The organism is Arhodomonas sp. AD133 (genome assembly GCF_051195215.1).
Classification (GTDB): Bacteria; Pseudomonadota; Gammaproteobacteria; order Nitrococcales; family Nitrococcaceae; genus Arhodomonas.
Map to the genome: position 1 here is coordinate 103167 of NZ_JBNAZM010000003.1, position 15563 is coordinate 118729.

The following is a 15563-nucleotide window of genomic DNA, read 5'->3' on the forward strand; positions in this document are numbered from 1 at the left end:
ACACAATGAATACCGTGGTACAGCTTTCCTACTTCCTGGCGGCCGTGCTCTTCATACTCGGCCTCAAGGGCATGAGCTCGCCGAAGACCGCCCGCAAAGGCATCATCTGGGCCGGCGTCGGCATGGTGATCGCCACCGCCATTACCTTCTTCCATCGTGACCTGCATGGCGTCTCGAACTACGTGCTCATCGTCATCGCCCTGGCGATCGCGGGGCTATTCGCCTGGTGGACGGCCAAGAAAGTCGCGATGACCGACATGCCGCAGATGGTCGCCCTCTACAACGGCATGGGTGGCGGTGCCGCCGCCGCCATCGCCGGCGTGGAGCTGCTGCGCGCGGTGCAGACCGTCAGCGCCGAGAGCGCGTCGCGGGTGCAGGCGTTCGCCGAAGCCAAGGACCTGACCATCGAGCAGGCGGCCGTTCTGGTCGGCGACAACGCCACCGTAGGCAACGCGCTCGGCGTGGATGTGGCCATTCTCGGCCTGCTCGGTGCCCTCATCGGTACCGTCGCCTTCTCCGGCTCCCTGGTCGCCTGGGCCAAGCTGGACGGCCGGCTCAAGCGCAACAAGCTGCTACCCGCCCAGCAATTCGTGAACATCCTCGTGTTCGCCGCGGCGGTGATCTTCGGCATCTGGAGCTTCTACACCGACAGCGTCGCCGTGGTGGTGATCTTCTTCGCCCTGGGGCTGATCTTCGGCGTGTTCATGGCCGTGCCCATCGGCGGCGCCGACATGCCGGTGGTGATCTCGCTGTTCAACGCGCTCACCGGCCTCGCCGTCGGCTTCGAGGGCTACGTGCTCGGCAACCCGGCCATGATCATCGCCGGCACCGTGGTGGGCGCCGCCGGCTCGCTGCTCACCCAGCTCATGGCCAAGGCGATGAACCGCCCGCTCACCAACGTGCTCTTCAGCGGCTTCGGCACCGAGGACTCCGCGGCGAGCGAGGGGCCCGAAGGCGAGATGAAGGAGATCCAGGCCGAGGACGCCGGCATCATGATGTCCTACGCCAACCAGGTCGTGATCGTGCCCGGCTACGGTATGGCCGTCGCCCAGGCGCAGCACAAGATCTGGGAAATGGTCGAGCTCCTTCAGGACAAGGGCGTAACCGTCAAGTTCGCCATCCATCCGGTGGCCGGCCGCATGCCCGGGCACATGAACGTGCTCCTCGCCGAGGCGGGCGTGCCCTACGACATGATCTACGACATGGAGGACATCAACGCCGAGTTCGGTACCACCGACGTCGCGCTGGTCATCGGCGCCAACGACGTGGTCAACCCGGCGGCGAAGACCGACAAGTCGAGCCCGATCTACGGCATGCCCATCCTCGACGTGGAAGACGCCGACAACGTGATCGTGATCAAGCGCGGTCGCGGCACCGGCTTCTCGGGTGTGGAGAACCACCTGTTCTTCGCCGACAACACCCGCATGCTCTTCGGCGACGGCCAGAAGGTCGCCAGCGAGCTGGTGCAGGTGGTCAAGCAGTTCTGACCTCTGCATCGGCTTCGCCGGAGACACCGACAGGCCGCCCCCGGGCGGCCTTTTTCGTGTAAACCCGCAACCACGACAGCCCCGTAGGTCAGGGACGGCGCAGGCCGTGCCTGACATTCCCCTCCCATGCCCCGCATCGCTTCGCTCACGCCGCCGGAGAGAAACACAAACGCATCAAGGGCGCCGAGCTCACACCGCGCCTCCCTGCGCCTGCCGGGGCCGCGTCTGTTACCCTATTTGTCTGGCAAGCCATACGATTCAGGGGAACAGTCATGGCGGACGAATCCGGTCTCTCCGAACTTCAGATGGATCGCAACGGCCTCTATCGCGAGGAGGTCTTTACCGACCGCCGAATCGGTACCATTCAGCGGCTCACGCCGGTGACCGCCGACGGCGACGACGACGACAGCCGCGACGTACTCTATCTCGGCCAGACCCAGGTGATGACGCCGGCGGGCGCTCTACCGCTATCCTTCGAGCTCGAGGTCGACTCGCTCTCGGCGGCCATGGACGCTTTCCCGGAAGCCGCGCAGCAGGCGCTGGAGCGCACCATGGAAGAGCTCAAGGAAATGCAGCGCGAGTCGGCGTCACGCATCGTCACCCCCGGCGAGGGTGGCGCGCCGGGCGGCGGCTTCGGCGGTCAGGGCGGCATGCCCGGTGGCGGCATCCAGATGCGCTAGCCCCCGGGCAGGCCGCTGCCCGAAGACCACTCAGGCCACGAGCGAGGCACCATGGCGCATCGAGACGACGCGAACGCGGACAACGCGTTCGAGATCGAACGGGAAGCCGAGGCCTTGTGGGACTTCGCCGTGCGCCTGTACGACATGGCCGGCGTCAAGGATGCCTGCCTCGCCGTACAGGCGCGCTACGGCCTGAGCATCTCGACCCTGCTCGGCGCGGTCTGGACCGGCGCGAACGGCTACGGGCGCCTCGGCGCGACCCAGCTCGAGACCACCATCCGCCGCGCCATCGAATGGCATCGCGAGGTGATCGAGCCGATGCGCGCGCTACGCCGCCGGCTTCGCCAGCACCCGCCACCGGGGCTCGAGTCGCGCACCGAGGCCCTCCGCCACGAAGTGCTTCGCCAGGAGCTGGAGGCCGAGCGCATCGAGCAGCGCCTGCTCCTGGAGGATTTTCCCCGGGGGGCGTGCCCGCGTGCCGACCAGGAGCGCTGGCGCGATGCCACCGCCAACGCGGCCCTGTACACGCGCAAGAGCTGCCCCCGGCCGGAGGCCGAGGCGCTGGACGCGCTCGCGCTCATCCTGCAGACAGCCTTCCCTGACGTCCCTGCGGACGAGATCAAGCGCGAGGCCGAAGCTATCTGGAAAGTCGGCGGGCCATCGGCCTGATCCGCCGGCGGACAGCGATGTCCCGGGATCTATCCCCAGCCGCCTAAACCCCCAGCACCCGCACCGCGTCATGGATCTCGCGCAAGCGCTCGCCGTCGCCGCCGCGGTCCGGGTGGTGGCGCATGGCCAGGCGCCGGTATGCGGCCTTGATATCCGCGTCGCTGACCGGATCCGACAGGCCGAGGGTAGCGAGCGCCTCGTCGCGCTCGTCGTTCATGGTGAAGCGCCGCCAGAAATCGCCGAGCAGACGTTCGACATCCGCCTCGGAGATGCCGTCGAGGTTGTCGCGATCGGCGTAGAAACCACGCATCGGATCAGGCGCAGCGAGCCCGGCTTCCGTGCGCCGGGGCACGATGCGTACCCCCAGACAGTGGACGACCACGTCCTCACCCTGCGGCGCCAGGCGTTCGCCGAGCCGGTAGAGCGTATGGAAAAGCAGGAAATGCGTACGATAGAGCGCCAGCGGGGTGCGCAGGCTGTCGCGGGTAATCTCGGGGACGTCTTCGCGAGCTTGCAGGCGGCGGATCAGGTCGAACTCGGATATCCCCGCCGGAGCCCGGCGCAGCTCACTCTCGAGCGCATTGTGGCGGTGATCCCACGGCCCCGGCCAGCCCCCCTGGTCACAGTTATCCACTGCGGCGCCCCCATCGCTGTGCAAACGGACTCCCCGAATGTCGGGCAGTATACGCGCCCTCGTAACTTTTTCAAGTGACTGAAAAATAGGATAATTTTTTCGCGTTCATTTTTTGGACGATTGCCGCTGGACCGAGAGACGACAAGCACTTAGCCGCACTTCCCAGACTCTTTCCACACAGTTATCCACAGATTCTGTGGGCAAGCGTGTGTCGTCGACGCAACGCTTGCACCGGGGCGGCGGCGCATCAACAATCGGCGCGTCCGTAGCCAAGACCGCGAGAGCGATGAGCAACCGCCCCGCCGTGGCCCGCGTCGCGGTCCCCGGCCCTCTGCCCGCCCCCCTGGATTACCGCGTGACCGGTCCGGTGCCCGCCACCGGCGCACGGGTACGGGTTCCCCTCGGCCGCCGCCAGGTGGTGGGCGTGGTCACCGCCCTCGCCGATGTGAGCGACGTGCCGGCTAACCGCCTGCGCGGCCTCACGGATATCCTCGACGACCAGGCGCTGCTACCCGCCGAGCTGCTCGATTTCGTGCTCTGGGCGGCAGGCTACTACCACTACGCCCCCGGCGAAGCGCTCGCCACCGCCCTGCCTGCCGGCCTGCGCCAGGGCCGGGCAGCGGCAACGAGCCGCAAGACCGTCTGGCGAATCACCGAGAGCGGCCGCGCCGCGCAGGTCGACGCCCTCGCCCGCCGCGCACCGCGACAGGCGGCACTGCTCACCCGGCTTCAGGCGCTCGGCACCGTTTCCGCCGCACACTTCCCGGATGCCGACGGCGACTGGCGCGGGGGCCTGACGCGGCTGGTGGAGAAAGGTTTCGCCGAGGCCCTCGGTGTGGACGACCCCGGGCTCATCCAGGGCGAGCGCCGTGCCGACACCCGTCTGCCGCTGCTCAATGAGGCCCAGGCCGCCGCCGTTGCCGCAATCCACGACGCCCGTGGCTTCACGCCACTGCTGGTGGAAGGTGTCACCGGCAGCGGCAAGACCGAGGTCTATCTCCACGCCATCGAGCGCGCCCTCGCTCACGGGACGCAGGTGCTGGTCATCGTCCCGGAGATCGGGCTGACCCCGCAGCTACTCGATCGCTTCGCCCGGCGACTCGCCGCGCGCATCGCCGTGCTGCACTCGGGGCTGGCCGCTGCCGAACGCCTCGACGGCTGGCTGGCCGCCCGCGATGGCCTTGCGGACGTGGTCATCGGCACGCGCTCGGCGGTTTTCACGCCGCTGGCGCGCCCGGGCCTCATCGTCGTCGACGAAGAGCACGACGCCTCGCTCAAGCAGCAGGACGGATTCCGCTACTCCGCCCGGGACCTCGCCGTGGTGCGCGCCCAGCGCCTGGACGTGCCAGTGGTGCTGGGCTCGGCCACGCCGTCGCTTGAGAGCCTCCACAACGCCCGCCGCGGGCGCTACCGGCACCTGCACCTGCCGCAGCGGGCCGGCGGCGCAGCGATGCCCCGCTTCCACCTGCTCGACCTCCGCGGCCGCCCGTTGCAGGACGGCCTCTCCAGCGCGCTTATCGAACGTGTGCGCGCGCACCTGGACGACGGCGGCCAGGCGCTGCTCTTCCTCAACCGCCGCGGTTTCGCCCCCACGCTGCTCTGCCACGAGTGCGGCTGGCTCGCCGAATGCGATCGCTGCGACGCCCGCCTGACCTACCACCGCCACCGGCGTCGGCTCCACTGCCATCACTGCGACCACGAGCGTCCCATCCCGCGACAATGCCCGGACTGCGGCAGCCTGGATCTGCGTCCGGTGGGCCAGGGTACCGAGCGCGTCGGCGAGGCGGTGCAGGCGGCGTTTCCGGATACGCCCATGGTGCGCATCGACCGCGACAGCACCCGTCGCAAGGGCGCCTTCGAGGCACAGATGGCCGCCGCGCTGCGCGGCGACGCCCGCATCCTCCTCGGCACCCAGATGCTCGCCAAGGGCCATCACCTGCCCGACGTGACTCTGGTCGCCATCGTCGATGCGGACCAGGGCCTCTTCGGCGCCGACTTCCGCGCCCCCGAACGTCTCGCCCAGCTCATCGTGCAGGTGGCCGGCCGCGCCGGGCGTGCCGAACGCCCCGGGGAGGTGGTAATCCAGACCCATCACCCGGAGCACCCCCTGCTCCAGGTGCTCATCCACGCCGGCTACCGCCGCTTCGCCGAGGATGCGCTGCTCGAACGCGAGGCCGCTGGGTTGCCGCCGTTCAGCGCCATGGCGCTGCTGCGTGCCGAGGCCGTGGACGCCACCGCGCCCCGTGCGTTTCTCGAACGCGCCCGGGAACAAGCCGTGGAGACCGGGGTCAACGGTGTGCATCTCCTCGGCCCCATTCCCGCCCCCATGGAGCGGCGGGCGGGGCGCTACCGTGCGCAGCTCCTGTTACAGGCCGCGCGTCGTGCCGACCTGCAGACCCTGCTGGGCCGCTGGGCGTCCCGGCTCGGGAGCTTGCGCGAGAGCAGGCGAGTGCGCTGGGCGCTGGACGTGGACCCGGCGGAAATGCTCTAACCCGCCACCGCGCGATGGCAGCCGATCCGTGGCCGACCATCGCGGGGGTCGGGTGCGACATCCGCACTGATGCCGAACACCACCTGGAGCGACGCCGGCGTCATCACCGCCGCCGGCGGCCCGTCGGCAACCACCTGCCCCTGCGCCAGGAGACAGACGCGATCGGCATAACCAGCGGCCAGATTGAGATCGTGGAGTACGCAAAACACCCCCAGTCCCTCCCGGGCGAGGCGGCGGCACAGCCCCAGCACCTCGTGCTGATGGCGGATGTCGAGACTCGCGGTGGGCTCATCGAGCAACAGATAACGCGGCTGCTTCGCCGATGGCAACCACACCTGGGCCAGCGCCCGAGCGAGCTGCACCCGCTGACGCTCACCGCCGGAGAGGCGATCGTATTGCCGCCCCTGCAGGTGCGCCACGCCTGCATGAGCCATCGCCGTCACGATCGCCTCACGGTCGCACCCGCGTTCGGGGTCACGGTGGTGCGGGTCACGGCCCAGGGCGACCACCTCCTCGACCCGCAACGGAAACCCCAGCGGCGTCTGCTGCGGCAGCACGGCGCGACGTTGTGCCTGCGTTCGGGGGTGAATTTCCGCCAGCGGGCGGCCGTCGAGGGTCACACACCCGGCATCCGGCCTCGCCTCGCCGGCGAGCAGGCCGAGCAGCGTGGACTTGCCCGCCCCGTTAGGCCCGAGCACCACCACTACTTCCCCGGCACTGAGCTGCAGGCTCACGCCATCGAGGGCGTAGCGGCCGCCGCGCACCACCGACGCCGCCTCAACCGTGAATCCGACCATAAGCGCTGCGCCTCAGCAGGTACAGGAAGAATGGTCCGCCGAGCAGGGCCGTGACGATGCCGATGGGAAGCTCGGCGGGCGCCACCACCGTGCGTGCCAGCAAATCGGCCAGCAGCAGCAGTGTCGCCCCCAGGAGCCCGGACGCTGGCAGGAGCAGCCGATGGTCGGCACCGAAGGCAAGTCGAATCAGGTGCGGCACCACCAGGCCGACGAAGCCGATCACCCCGGTAGCCGCTACCGCCGCACCAACGGCAAGTGCGGCGAGTGCGATACCAGCCTGCTTGATGCGGTCCACCGGATAACCCAGGTGCCCGGCCACCGCCTCACCCACCAGAAACGCGTTCAGGGCCCGGGCGAGCGACGGCATGGCCACCATCGCCACGCCCATGGGCACCGTCACCGCGGCGACCCAACCCCAGGTGGCACCGCTCAAGCTCCCCATGAGCCAGAAGGTCAGGTCGCGCAGCCGCTCGTTGTCCGCGGAATAAACCAGAATACCGGTGCCGGCGCCTGCGATGGCATTCACGGCAATGCCTGCGAGCAGCAGCGTCGCCACGTCCGAGCTCCCGCGCAGCCGCCCGAGGCGATAGACGAGCACGGTGGCGACCAGGCCACCGGCGAACGCCGCCAGTGGCAGGGCGAACTCACCGAGGACGCCGCCGAACCACCCCAACGGCAGGACGATGACGGCCACTGCCGCCACCGCCGCCCCGTTGGAAACCCCGATGAGCCCCGGATCGGCCAAGGGGTTTCGGAATATTCCCTGCATCATGGCCCCCGCACAGGCGAGGCCGCCGCCCACCAGCATCCCTAGCAGCACCCGGGGCAGGCGGATGTCCACCACGATGGCCGCGAACTGCCGATCCACCGGCGACGTCGGGTTGAGCCCCACCGTGTCGAGCAATGCACCCACGACAGCCGCCATAGGCACCGCCGCGGCCCCCACGGCCAGCGAGAGGACCACGGTCACAGCGAGTGCGATACCGAGCCCGGCGAGCACCAGGACACCGCGATTGCGGTGCCGCATCTGCGAACTCACCGCAGGCTCCGGTGGGCCCTCGGAGAGAGTCCGCGTCGCCTCAGCCACCGGGATGCTCGTCGACCGTGAACCGGTGTGGATAGAGATGCCGCGCGAGCCGTTCCGTAGCCTCGGCGAGGCGCGGCCCGAATCCCAGCAGCAACAGGCTGTCGACCTCGACGATGCGTCCCTCGCGACCGGCCGGGGTCTGCACAAGACCGGCCATCCCCCGCAACCGCTCGCGCCCGCCGGCGCGCGCCATGGCATGGCCGGGCACCACGATGACCTCCGGAGCCGCTGCGATCGCCACCTCCCGGCTCAAGGGCTTGTAACCGCTGAATCCCGCCGCCACGTTCTCCCCCCCGGCGAGGCGGATGATGGCATCGGCAGCGGTGTCGCGACCCGCCGCCAGCAGGCCACCGTCGGCGGCCAGCAGCAGGAGCACCCGTCGCCGCGGACCGTCGATAGCGTCGAGCTGCCGTCTGACGGCCCCCAGACGCCGCTCCATACGTGCCACCAGCGCTTCGGCGTCGTCCTCGCGCCCGAACACATCGCCCACGAAGCGCACCTTGCGCTTCACCCCCGCGGGCGAGGAGCCGCCAGGGACGACCTTCACCGCAACGCCAGCCTGCTCGACCAGGTTCAGCGCACTCTCGGGACCGGCATCCGGCGAAGCCAGCACCAGATCCGGCGACAACGACAGCACCCCTTCCGGGGACAGATTGCGCTGATAGCCAACCTTGGGCAGCGCCTCAGTTGCCGCTGGCCAGACGCTGGAGGTGTCCGCGCCGACCAGAGCATCCTGCGCGCCCAGCGCATAGACGGTCTCGGTAATGTCACCGCCCACGGCAACCACGCGCTGCGGCGGCGCGGCAGTGGCGCAGAAGGCGACGGTCACCACCAGCACCAATGACCAGCGCAGGCACCTCATGCCGATTCCTCCGCCGCAGCGGGAAGCATCCCTACCAGATCACGCCAGGCCACGGCTTCCGGTGCACCGCGCTCGCGCTCGCCGAAGAACAGCGCCACGGTCTCGCCCGTCCCATCGAAGACCTCCAGGGAGGTGATGATCCCGTCGCGGGTGGGCTTGCGCACCACGTAGGCAGAGGCGACGCCGGCTTCGGCGAAGTGCAGATTGAAGCCGGAATCGAGCACGTTGAACCACCCGCCCACCGTTCGCAGACGGTGTACCGGCCCGGTATGGATCTGGGTGGCGCCGCGATTGCCCACGAAGACCATGATCGAGGTCCCTGACGCCGCGGCGGCCTCCAGCACACGCCGGGGTGCGTCGGTGGTGACCTCCCGGGCGAAGCCATCTGGCGCCGCCTGCAAGGCCCGATGGCGCGAGACCCCATGGCGGCGCATGAGCGCCAGGAAGTCGTGGGTGTCCTGCATACCGCGCCAGGTCTCACGGAAAGCGTGCACGTCCTCGATGCCCCGCCCCGGTGACTGACGGGACGACGGCTGCACACGGATCCAGGGCATCTGCTCGGTGCCCCGGTGACGCGCGACGAGCTCGGCGAAAGCCCCGTCATCGCTATCCGGGATCAGGTGAATCTTGTGGACGGCCGTGCCGGCACTGTCGAAGAACTGCAGGCTGCGCCGAGTACCGGCCACGGCCGCCTCTTCGACGGCGAAACCGAACGCCCAGTGGTCGAGCCGCAGGCGCAAATCGATCTGGCGATCGAGCACCAGCGCGTGCGGGCCGCCGAAACGCAGATTCCGGTACACGCCGGTCTTCTCGTGAACCGCGTGCTCGTTGCGGGTGAGCGCCATCACCGGGCCGAGGCGCTCCAGCCGCTTGAGCAAGGTTTCCACATCACCGTCCAGGCGCTCGACACCGTCTCCGCATCGGCAGGCGAGGAGCTCGGCTTCACTGGCATCCAGCCGCGCCGCGGCATCGCGCGCGCGCAGGCTCGGCTCTGCGTGCTTGAGCGCCTCGTAGCGGCCGCGCAGCTCCGACGCCCGGTCGCGCACGTCCTGCATGTCTGCCGTGTTCATTGCCGGACTCTCCTTGCTCGCAGGTTGCGGCATGCTTTATTTGCGAATGATAATGCATCGCATTAGTATCCAAAAACAACGCTTGGCTGCAAGGCTTTCGATGTCACACACGTACCTGTGCCACGAACCGCGGCACACGAGACGCTGTGCGTGCGTCGCCGCTGCGCTCGCCGCGATGGCGACCGCCACACCCCTCGTCCACGCCGCGGAGACTACGCTCGCGCCTGTCGTCGTCACCGGCACACGCACCGAGAAGCCGCTGCTGGACTCGCCGGTGCGCACTCAGGTGGTCAGTGCGGCGGATCTGGAGCGCACGCACGCCCGGGATCTCCAGCAGGCCCTGCGCCACGTGCCGGGCATCACGCTTACCGCGATCCACGGCAAGAGCGGCAAGGAGGTCTCGCTGCAGGGGCTGGATGGCGATCGCGTGCTGGTGCTCATCGATGGCCAGCCCGTCGCCGCCTCCACCGGCTCCACCGTGGACCTGAGCCAGATCGCCGTGCACGACGTGCAACGCATCGAGATCGTCAAGGGCGCTACGTCGGCGCTCTACGGTAGCGAGGCCATGGGCGGGGTGGTGAACGTCATCACCCGAGAGCCGGACGGCGACGCCTATCACGTAACTCTCGACGCCGGTGGCTACGGCGATCACAACCGCAGCGACCGCGCTATAGCGAAGCAACACGTGGCCGCCGGTTGGCAGAAGGTTACCGGGCCTTGGGTAATGTCACTGGATGCGGACTATCGGGCCACCGACGGCTTCGACCTGGACGACACCAGCTACAACGCCGAGGGCGAGGACGGCGACCGCGCCAACGTCGCCGCGCGCCTCGCCTACCGCTGGAGCGACGGCCGTGAGCTCGAGTTGGCCCCCCGCTACTACCACGAAGACATCGCCACGCCGTTCTCCAGCACCGCCCCGGGGCAAGGCGAAATCCGTAAGTCCGACGAAGAGACTGCCGAGCGCTGGCATACGGCGCTGCATTACCGTCACCCGCTGACCGACGGCGGATTGCTGACGACCAGCCTCGTTCACGAACGCTTCACCGATGACACCCGTCAGGACGCACTGGCCACACCAGTGTTGGATCAGTCCCGTAAGGCGGAGATCGAGCTGCATCAGTGGGAAGGCCAGTGGGACCAGCCCATCGGCGACCGCCACCTGGTCACCGCAGGGCTCGCCGCTTCACGTGAGACGCTCGCGCAGTCCCAGCACCGGATCGAGGGCGGCAGCGACGTACACGTCCCCGAGATCGAGCCCGGCGCCGACCGACGCACCGCCGAAGGTTTCATTCAGGATGACATCTTCCTGGGGGAACGCTGGGAGCTGCTGCCCGGTGTGCGCTATCAGCACGACGACGACTTCGGCGGTTTCCTCGCCCCCAAGATCAACCTGATGTACCGGCGCGAGCTCACCGGCGGCGCCCGTCTCAACCTACGTGCCGGCTATGGCAAGGGTTACCGCGTCCCCAACCTCAAGGAACGCTTCTACGTCTTCGATCACAGCGCACTGGGCTATGTGGTGCTGGGCAACCCCGACCTCCAGCCCGAGCAGTCCGACAGCCTTCAACTCGGTGCCGAAATCGTGACCGAACAGGCGCGGCTCGACGTGAACCTCTTTCACAATCGGCTGGACGACCTCATCACCACGGCGCTGGACCCGGAGCGCACGGCGGAATCGGAGGTCGCCGTGTACCGCTATACCAACCTGGAACAGGCTCGCACCCAGGGCGCTGAGTTCGTGGCCGAATACCGACCCACAGCGGCGTGGGCATTCTCAGGCGGTTACACGTACCTGGACACCGAAAACGAACGCACGGGTAAACAATTACCCGGACGCGCCCGCCACCAAGTCAATGTGGAAGCCACCTACCATCACAGGTCCTCGGGTCTGGCCGTCAGCGTGCTCGGCACCTATCGAAGCGAAGAGTACGCGGACGCGAACAACAACGCGCGCAGTCCGAACTGGACGCGCTGGGACGTGCGCGTGAACCAGCCGGTGAACGAGCGCCTGACGGTGTTCGCGGGCATAGACAACCTCACCAACGAGCATCGCGCACCCGGAGTGGGCACGGACCGACGGCCACTCGAACCGCGCTTCGCCTACCTGGGGCTGCGCTACGCCCTGTAATCACTCACCAAAGGTTTTCCAGGAGACTCCTATGCCACAGAAATCGCGTTACACACTCGCCTCCCTCACCCTCGCGGCGCTCACCCTCGCTGCCTGTGGCGGTGGTGGCAACAGCAGCAACAGCGATGACGACTCCGCTGGCGACGGCAACCAGAACAACGGCGTCACCACCTTGACCGTCGACGCCACCGCAGGTGGCTTCGGCACTCCCGCCGACGATCCCGCCAACCGCTATACCTACCTGGATTTGAGTACCGGCGAAGTGGTGGATATCGACGACGCCGAGGCGGACGATTCCGGCGCCTGGCACATCGCGTTCAAGCGCACGTCGATCAAGCTGAACGGCGGTATCTCCGGGCCGGGATCTGTGGGCGCGGCATTGCTCGACGAACAGTCGGAATTCTACGCGGCCGACGGCAGCCCCAACGCCTCGGTCTTTCTCAACGCCGATCCGGATGCCGAGCTCAGCGCCCTGACCGAAGCCACCGCCCCAGCCGACCTGGAATTCGAGACCGACCAGCGCGCCGCCGCCATCGCCGGAGACGGGAGCGAGGAGGGCTGGTGGCTCTATGACCGCGCCAGCCACACCGTCTCCGCCAACACCGACGCCTGGTGGCTGGTGCGCACCGCCGAAGGCGACGGTTACGCCAAGTTCCACGTCACCGGCATCGATCAGAACGCGATCGACGTGTCTGTCGCCTACCAGTACCAGGCCCCCGGCACCGCGAGCTTCACCGGCGGCACCCGAACCGCCACCCTCACCGTGCCCCCCGAAGGCGGACAGACCTGCTTCGACTTCGACACCGGCTCGAGCGTCGACTGCGAAGAGACCGCTGGCACCTGGGACATCCAGCTCGACATCGCCGAGCGACGCTGGGCGCTCTGGACCAACGGCGGCGTCAGCGGTGACAGGCAGGCCGCGGCCTTCGGCCCCGTGAACGATCCGCAGAGGTACCCCAGCGGTACCACCGACATCTCCGGAACGGACATTTCCGGCCACTACAACGCCGATGCCGCCGGCGGCGTGTTCGACGAACAGTCCTGGTACGCGTACAACCTCCAGGATCAGCACCGCCTGTGGCCGAACTACCGCGTCTACGCCATCGACACCGACGAGACGACCTACAAGCTGCAGATCGTCACCTACTACGATGCCGCCGGCACCAGCGGCATCTACACACTGCGTTACGCACCCATTGAGTGAGTGCGCCATATACCGGGATCTCGGCGTGGGGCGAGGGAGCGCCCCGTGCCGCGCTTCATGGCCGCACGCGCAGCAGATGGCAAGGCGTCACCCGAATGCGCGGATGAACGCCGCAAGCATCACACCCTCGTTCATACCCAGCCGCGAAGGGACGACAGGCTATGCCCAGAGCGACGAAGTGGGCAGGCACCGTATTGGTGTTCATTGCCACGCTGACACTACCGTTCATCGCCCAGCCGACGCCGAAGCTGGAAACGGTGGAAGATGGCGCGCGCACATACCTCGCCTACGAATGGCCCGCGTTAGTGGAAGGTTACTTTCTGCGCGATGAGTCGCTCAGCGAACCCGCTGACTTCTACCATCACCTCTTCACGCATGGCGTCCTTTACTTCATCGTCGCCACAATCATCATCGCGGCCACCCTCTTAGCCCTGTTCTATTGGCTGACATTCCATTTCGTTGAATTCCTGACCAGGGCTGTGAGGCGCTGAATGCAGCACATCGCGTTTCCGGCTGCGCAATAGCGCATGCCGGGTCCGTTCAAGCCCTGTGTAGGGGTGATGGTCGGGTCGGCAACGGAGGCATGACGGGGCTGGGACCCCACGACAATCGGCGCCGCCTTGCATGGGCGCACGCACACCGGATAATAGGTCGCCTCCCAGACTCTCGGATGGACGACCTCCCGGCGCTATGAAACAGCAGCTCGCGCAACTCGTGGAACAGGCGATCGCCACCCTCAAGGCCGACGGCGCCCTGCCGGCGGACCTCGAACTGGATGTCCAGATCGAGCGAGGCCGTGGCGAGGGCCATGGCGACTTCGCCACCAACACCGCCATGCGGCTCGCCAAGCCGGCCAAACGACCGCCGCGGGAGATCGCCCAGGCGCTGGTGGAAGCCCTGCCGGCACACGAGCACGTCGAGCGCGTGGAGATTGCCGGCCCCGGCTTCATCAACTTCTTCCTCACCGCCGACGCAGCCTTCGACGTGGTCCGCCGCATCCATCGCGAGGCGGAAATCTTCGGCCGCGGCCATGTGGGCGCCGGGCGGCGCATCCTCGTGGAGTTCGTCTCCGCCAACCCCACCGGGCCGCTCCACGTGGGCCACGGGCGGGGCGCCGCATTCGGCAGCGCACTGGCCAATCTGCTGGCCACGGCGGGATTCGACGTCCACCGCGAGTACTACGTCAACGACGCCGGCCGGCAAATGGACATCCTCGCCGTCTCGGTACTCCTGCGCTACCTGGAGGTCTGCGGCGAGTCGCCCCGCTTCCCGGACAACGGCTACCGCGGCGACTACATCCGCGACATCGCCGCGGACCTGCACCGCCGGGACGGCGATGCCTACCGGGTCGACACCGCGGCGCTGATGGCGGACCTGCCACCAGACGCCGCCGACGGCGGTGACAAGGAGCAGCACGTGGATGCCCTCGTCGTCCGCGCCCGGGAGCTCCTCGGCGAGACGCGCTACCGCGCCGTCCACCAGGCGGCGCTGGATGCCATCCTCGCCGATATCCGCGACGACCTCGCCGAGTTCTCGGTGACCTTCGACCGCTGGTTCTCCGAGCGCAGCCTCACCGACGATGGCGCTGTCGCCCGCACCATCGAGCGGCTGCAGGAAGCCGGCCATCTCTACGAGGAAAACGGCGCCCTGTGGTTCCGCGCCACGGCCTTCGGCGACGACAAGGACCGGGTCGTGCGCCGCGCCGACGGGCTGACCACCTATTTCGCCTCGGACATCGCCTATCACCTGGACAAGTTCGAGCGCGGCTTCGATCAGCTCATCGACGTCTTCGGCGCCGACCACCACGGCTACATGGCGCGGGTACGCGCCAGCCTGGAGGCCTTCGGCTACCCCGCCGACCGCCTCGAGTTCCGCCTGGTGCAGTTCGCCATCCTCTACCGGGGCAGCGAGCGGTTGTCCATGTCCACGCGCTCGGGGGAGTTCGTCACCCTGCGCGAGCTGCGCGACGAGGTCGGCCGTGACGCCGCGCGCTTCTTCTACGTCATGCGCAAGCCCGAGCAGCACCTGGATTTCGACCTGGAGCTCGCCAAGTCCGAATCCTCGGACAACCCGGTGTACTACGTGCAGTACGCCCACGCGCGTATCTGCAGCGTGCTCGGCCAGCTCGCCGACAAGGGGCTCGACCACGAGGTCGAGGCAGGCTTCGCCACGCTGGCGAAGCTCACCGAGGATCACGAGCAGGCGCTGATCACCCAGCTGGACCGCTTCCCGGAGATGGTCGAGAGCGCGGCGCTCGCCCACGAGCCGCACCAGATCGCCCACTACCTGCGCGAGCTCGCCAACGCCTTCCACACCTACTACAACGCACACCAGTTCCTCGTGGATGACGACGGCCTGCGCAACGCACGGCTGAACCTGATCCTGGCGACCCGACAGGTGCTGCGCAACGGCCTTGCCATCCTCGGCGTCTCGGCACCGGAGAGCATGTAA

At 68.1% G+C, this 15563-nt stretch carries 13 protein-coding genes; 8 read left to right on the forward strand and 5 right to left on the reverse strand.

The window, feature by feature from the left end; all coding sequences use genetic code 11:
• The first annotated feature begins 5 nt into the window (after positions 1-5).
• The 3 genes from ACPEES_RS03075 to ACPEES_RS03085 all read left to right on the forward strand — a co-directional run bounded on the left by ACPEES_RS03075 (position 6) and on the right by ACPEES_RS03085 (position 2836).
• Positions 6-1487, forward strand: a complete 1482-nt coding sequence (locus tag ACPEES_RS03075) for an NAD(P)(+) transhydrogenase (Re/Si-specific) subunit beta (protein WP_435100949.1) — start codon at positions 6-8, stop codon at positions 1485-1487.
• Between the two features lie 272 nt (positions 1488-1759).
• Entirely contained in the window at positions 1760-2167 is a 408-nt protein-coding gene (locus ACPEES_RS03080) for a hypothetical protein (protein WP_435100951.1), read from the forward strand.
• A gap of 51 nt (positions 2168-2218) precedes the next feature.
• Positions 2219-2836: a TIGR02444 family protein gene (locus ACPEES_RS03085; RefSeq protein ID WP_435100953.1), complete on the forward strand. Its 618-nt coding sequence runs from the start codon at positions 2219-2221 to the stop codon at positions 2834-2836.
• Between the two features lie 43 nt (positions 2837-2879).
• Here ACPEES_RS03085 and ACPEES_RS03090 read toward each other — a convergent pair whose 3' ends face one another.
• The gene (locus ACPEES_RS03090; RefSeq protein WP_435100955.1) at positions 2880-3470 is read right to left on the reverse strand and encodes a DNA-J related domain-containing protein; all 591 of its coding nucleotides are present in this window, start codon (positions 3468-3470) and stop codon (positions 2880-2882) included.
• Between the two features lie 286 nt (positions 3471-3756).
• Here ACPEES_RS03090 and ACPEES_RS03095 point away from each other — a divergent pair, with 286 nt between their 5' ends.
• Positions 3757-5961 carry a primosomal protein N' gene (locus ACPEES_RS03095; protein WP_435100957.1) on the forward strand — a complete coding sequence of 735 codons (2205 nt, stop codon included), beginning with the start codon at positions 3757-3759 and terminating at the stop codon, positions 5959-5961.
• Here the strand turns inward: ACPEES_RS03095 and ACPEES_RS03100 are convergent.
• From ACPEES_RS03100 to ACPEES_RS03115, 4 genes are read right to left on the reverse strand one after another with little or no spacing between them, the layout of a single operon-like run.
• Positions 5958-6758, reverse strand: coding sequence for a heme ABC transporter ATP-binding protein (locus ACPEES_RS03100; RefSeq protein WP_435100959.1), 801 nt, complete (start codon positions 6756-6758; stop codon positions 5958-5960). The two genes, ACPEES_RS03095 and ACPEES_RS03100, sit on opposite strands and share 4 nt — an antisense overlap.
• A complete protein-coding gene (locus ACPEES_RS03105) occupies positions 6739-7797 on the reverse strand; it encodes a FecCD family ABC transporter permease (protein WP_435100961.1) in 1059 nt (352 codons plus the stop codon). Before ACPEES_RS03105 ends, ACPEES_RS03100 begins: the two co-directional genes overlap by 20 nt.
• 40 nt (positions 7798-7837) lie before the next feature.
• Positions 7838-8707 (reverse strand): heme/hemin ABC transporter substrate-binding protein, encoded by an 870-nt coding sequence (locus ACPEES_RS03110; protein ID WP_435100963.1) that lies wholly within the window; start codon positions 8705-8707, stop codon positions 7838-7840.
• Positions 8704-9777 (reverse strand): hemin-degrading factor, encoded by a 1074-nt coding sequence (locus ACPEES_RS03115; protein WP_435100965.1) that lies wholly within the window; start codon positions 9775-9777, stop codon positions 8704-8706. Before ACPEES_RS03115 ends, ACPEES_RS03110 begins: the two co-directional genes overlap by 4 nt.
• A 175-nt stretch (positions 9778-9952) precedes the next feature.
• Here ACPEES_RS03115 and ACPEES_RS03120 point away from each other — a divergent pair, with 175 nt between their 5' ends.
• The 4 genes from ACPEES_RS03120 (at position 9953) to argS (ending at position 15563) form a co-directional block, all read left to right on the forward strand.
• Positions 9953-11908 (forward strand): TonB-dependent receptor plug domain-containing protein, encoded by a 1956-nt coding sequence (locus ACPEES_RS03120; RefSeq protein WP_435100967.1) that lies wholly within the window; start codon positions 9953-9955, stop codon positions 11906-11908.
• Between the two features lie 31 nt (positions 11909-11939).
• A complete protein-coding gene (locus ACPEES_RS03125; RefSeq protein WP_435100969.1) occupies positions 11940-13112 on the forward strand; it encodes an HmuY family protein in 1173 nt (390 codons plus the stop codon).
• Between the two features lie 161 nt (positions 13113-13273).
• Complete coding sequence (locus ACPEES_RS03130; protein WP_435100971.1) at positions 13274-13603, forward strand: hypothetical protein; 330 nt, start codon at positions 13274-13276, stop codon at positions 13601-13603.
• Between the two features lie 199 nt (positions 13604-13802).
• Entirely contained in the window at positions 13803-15563 is a 1761-nt protein-coding gene (argS, locus tag ACPEES_RS03135; RefSeq protein WP_435100973.1) for an arginine--tRNA ligase, read from the forward strand.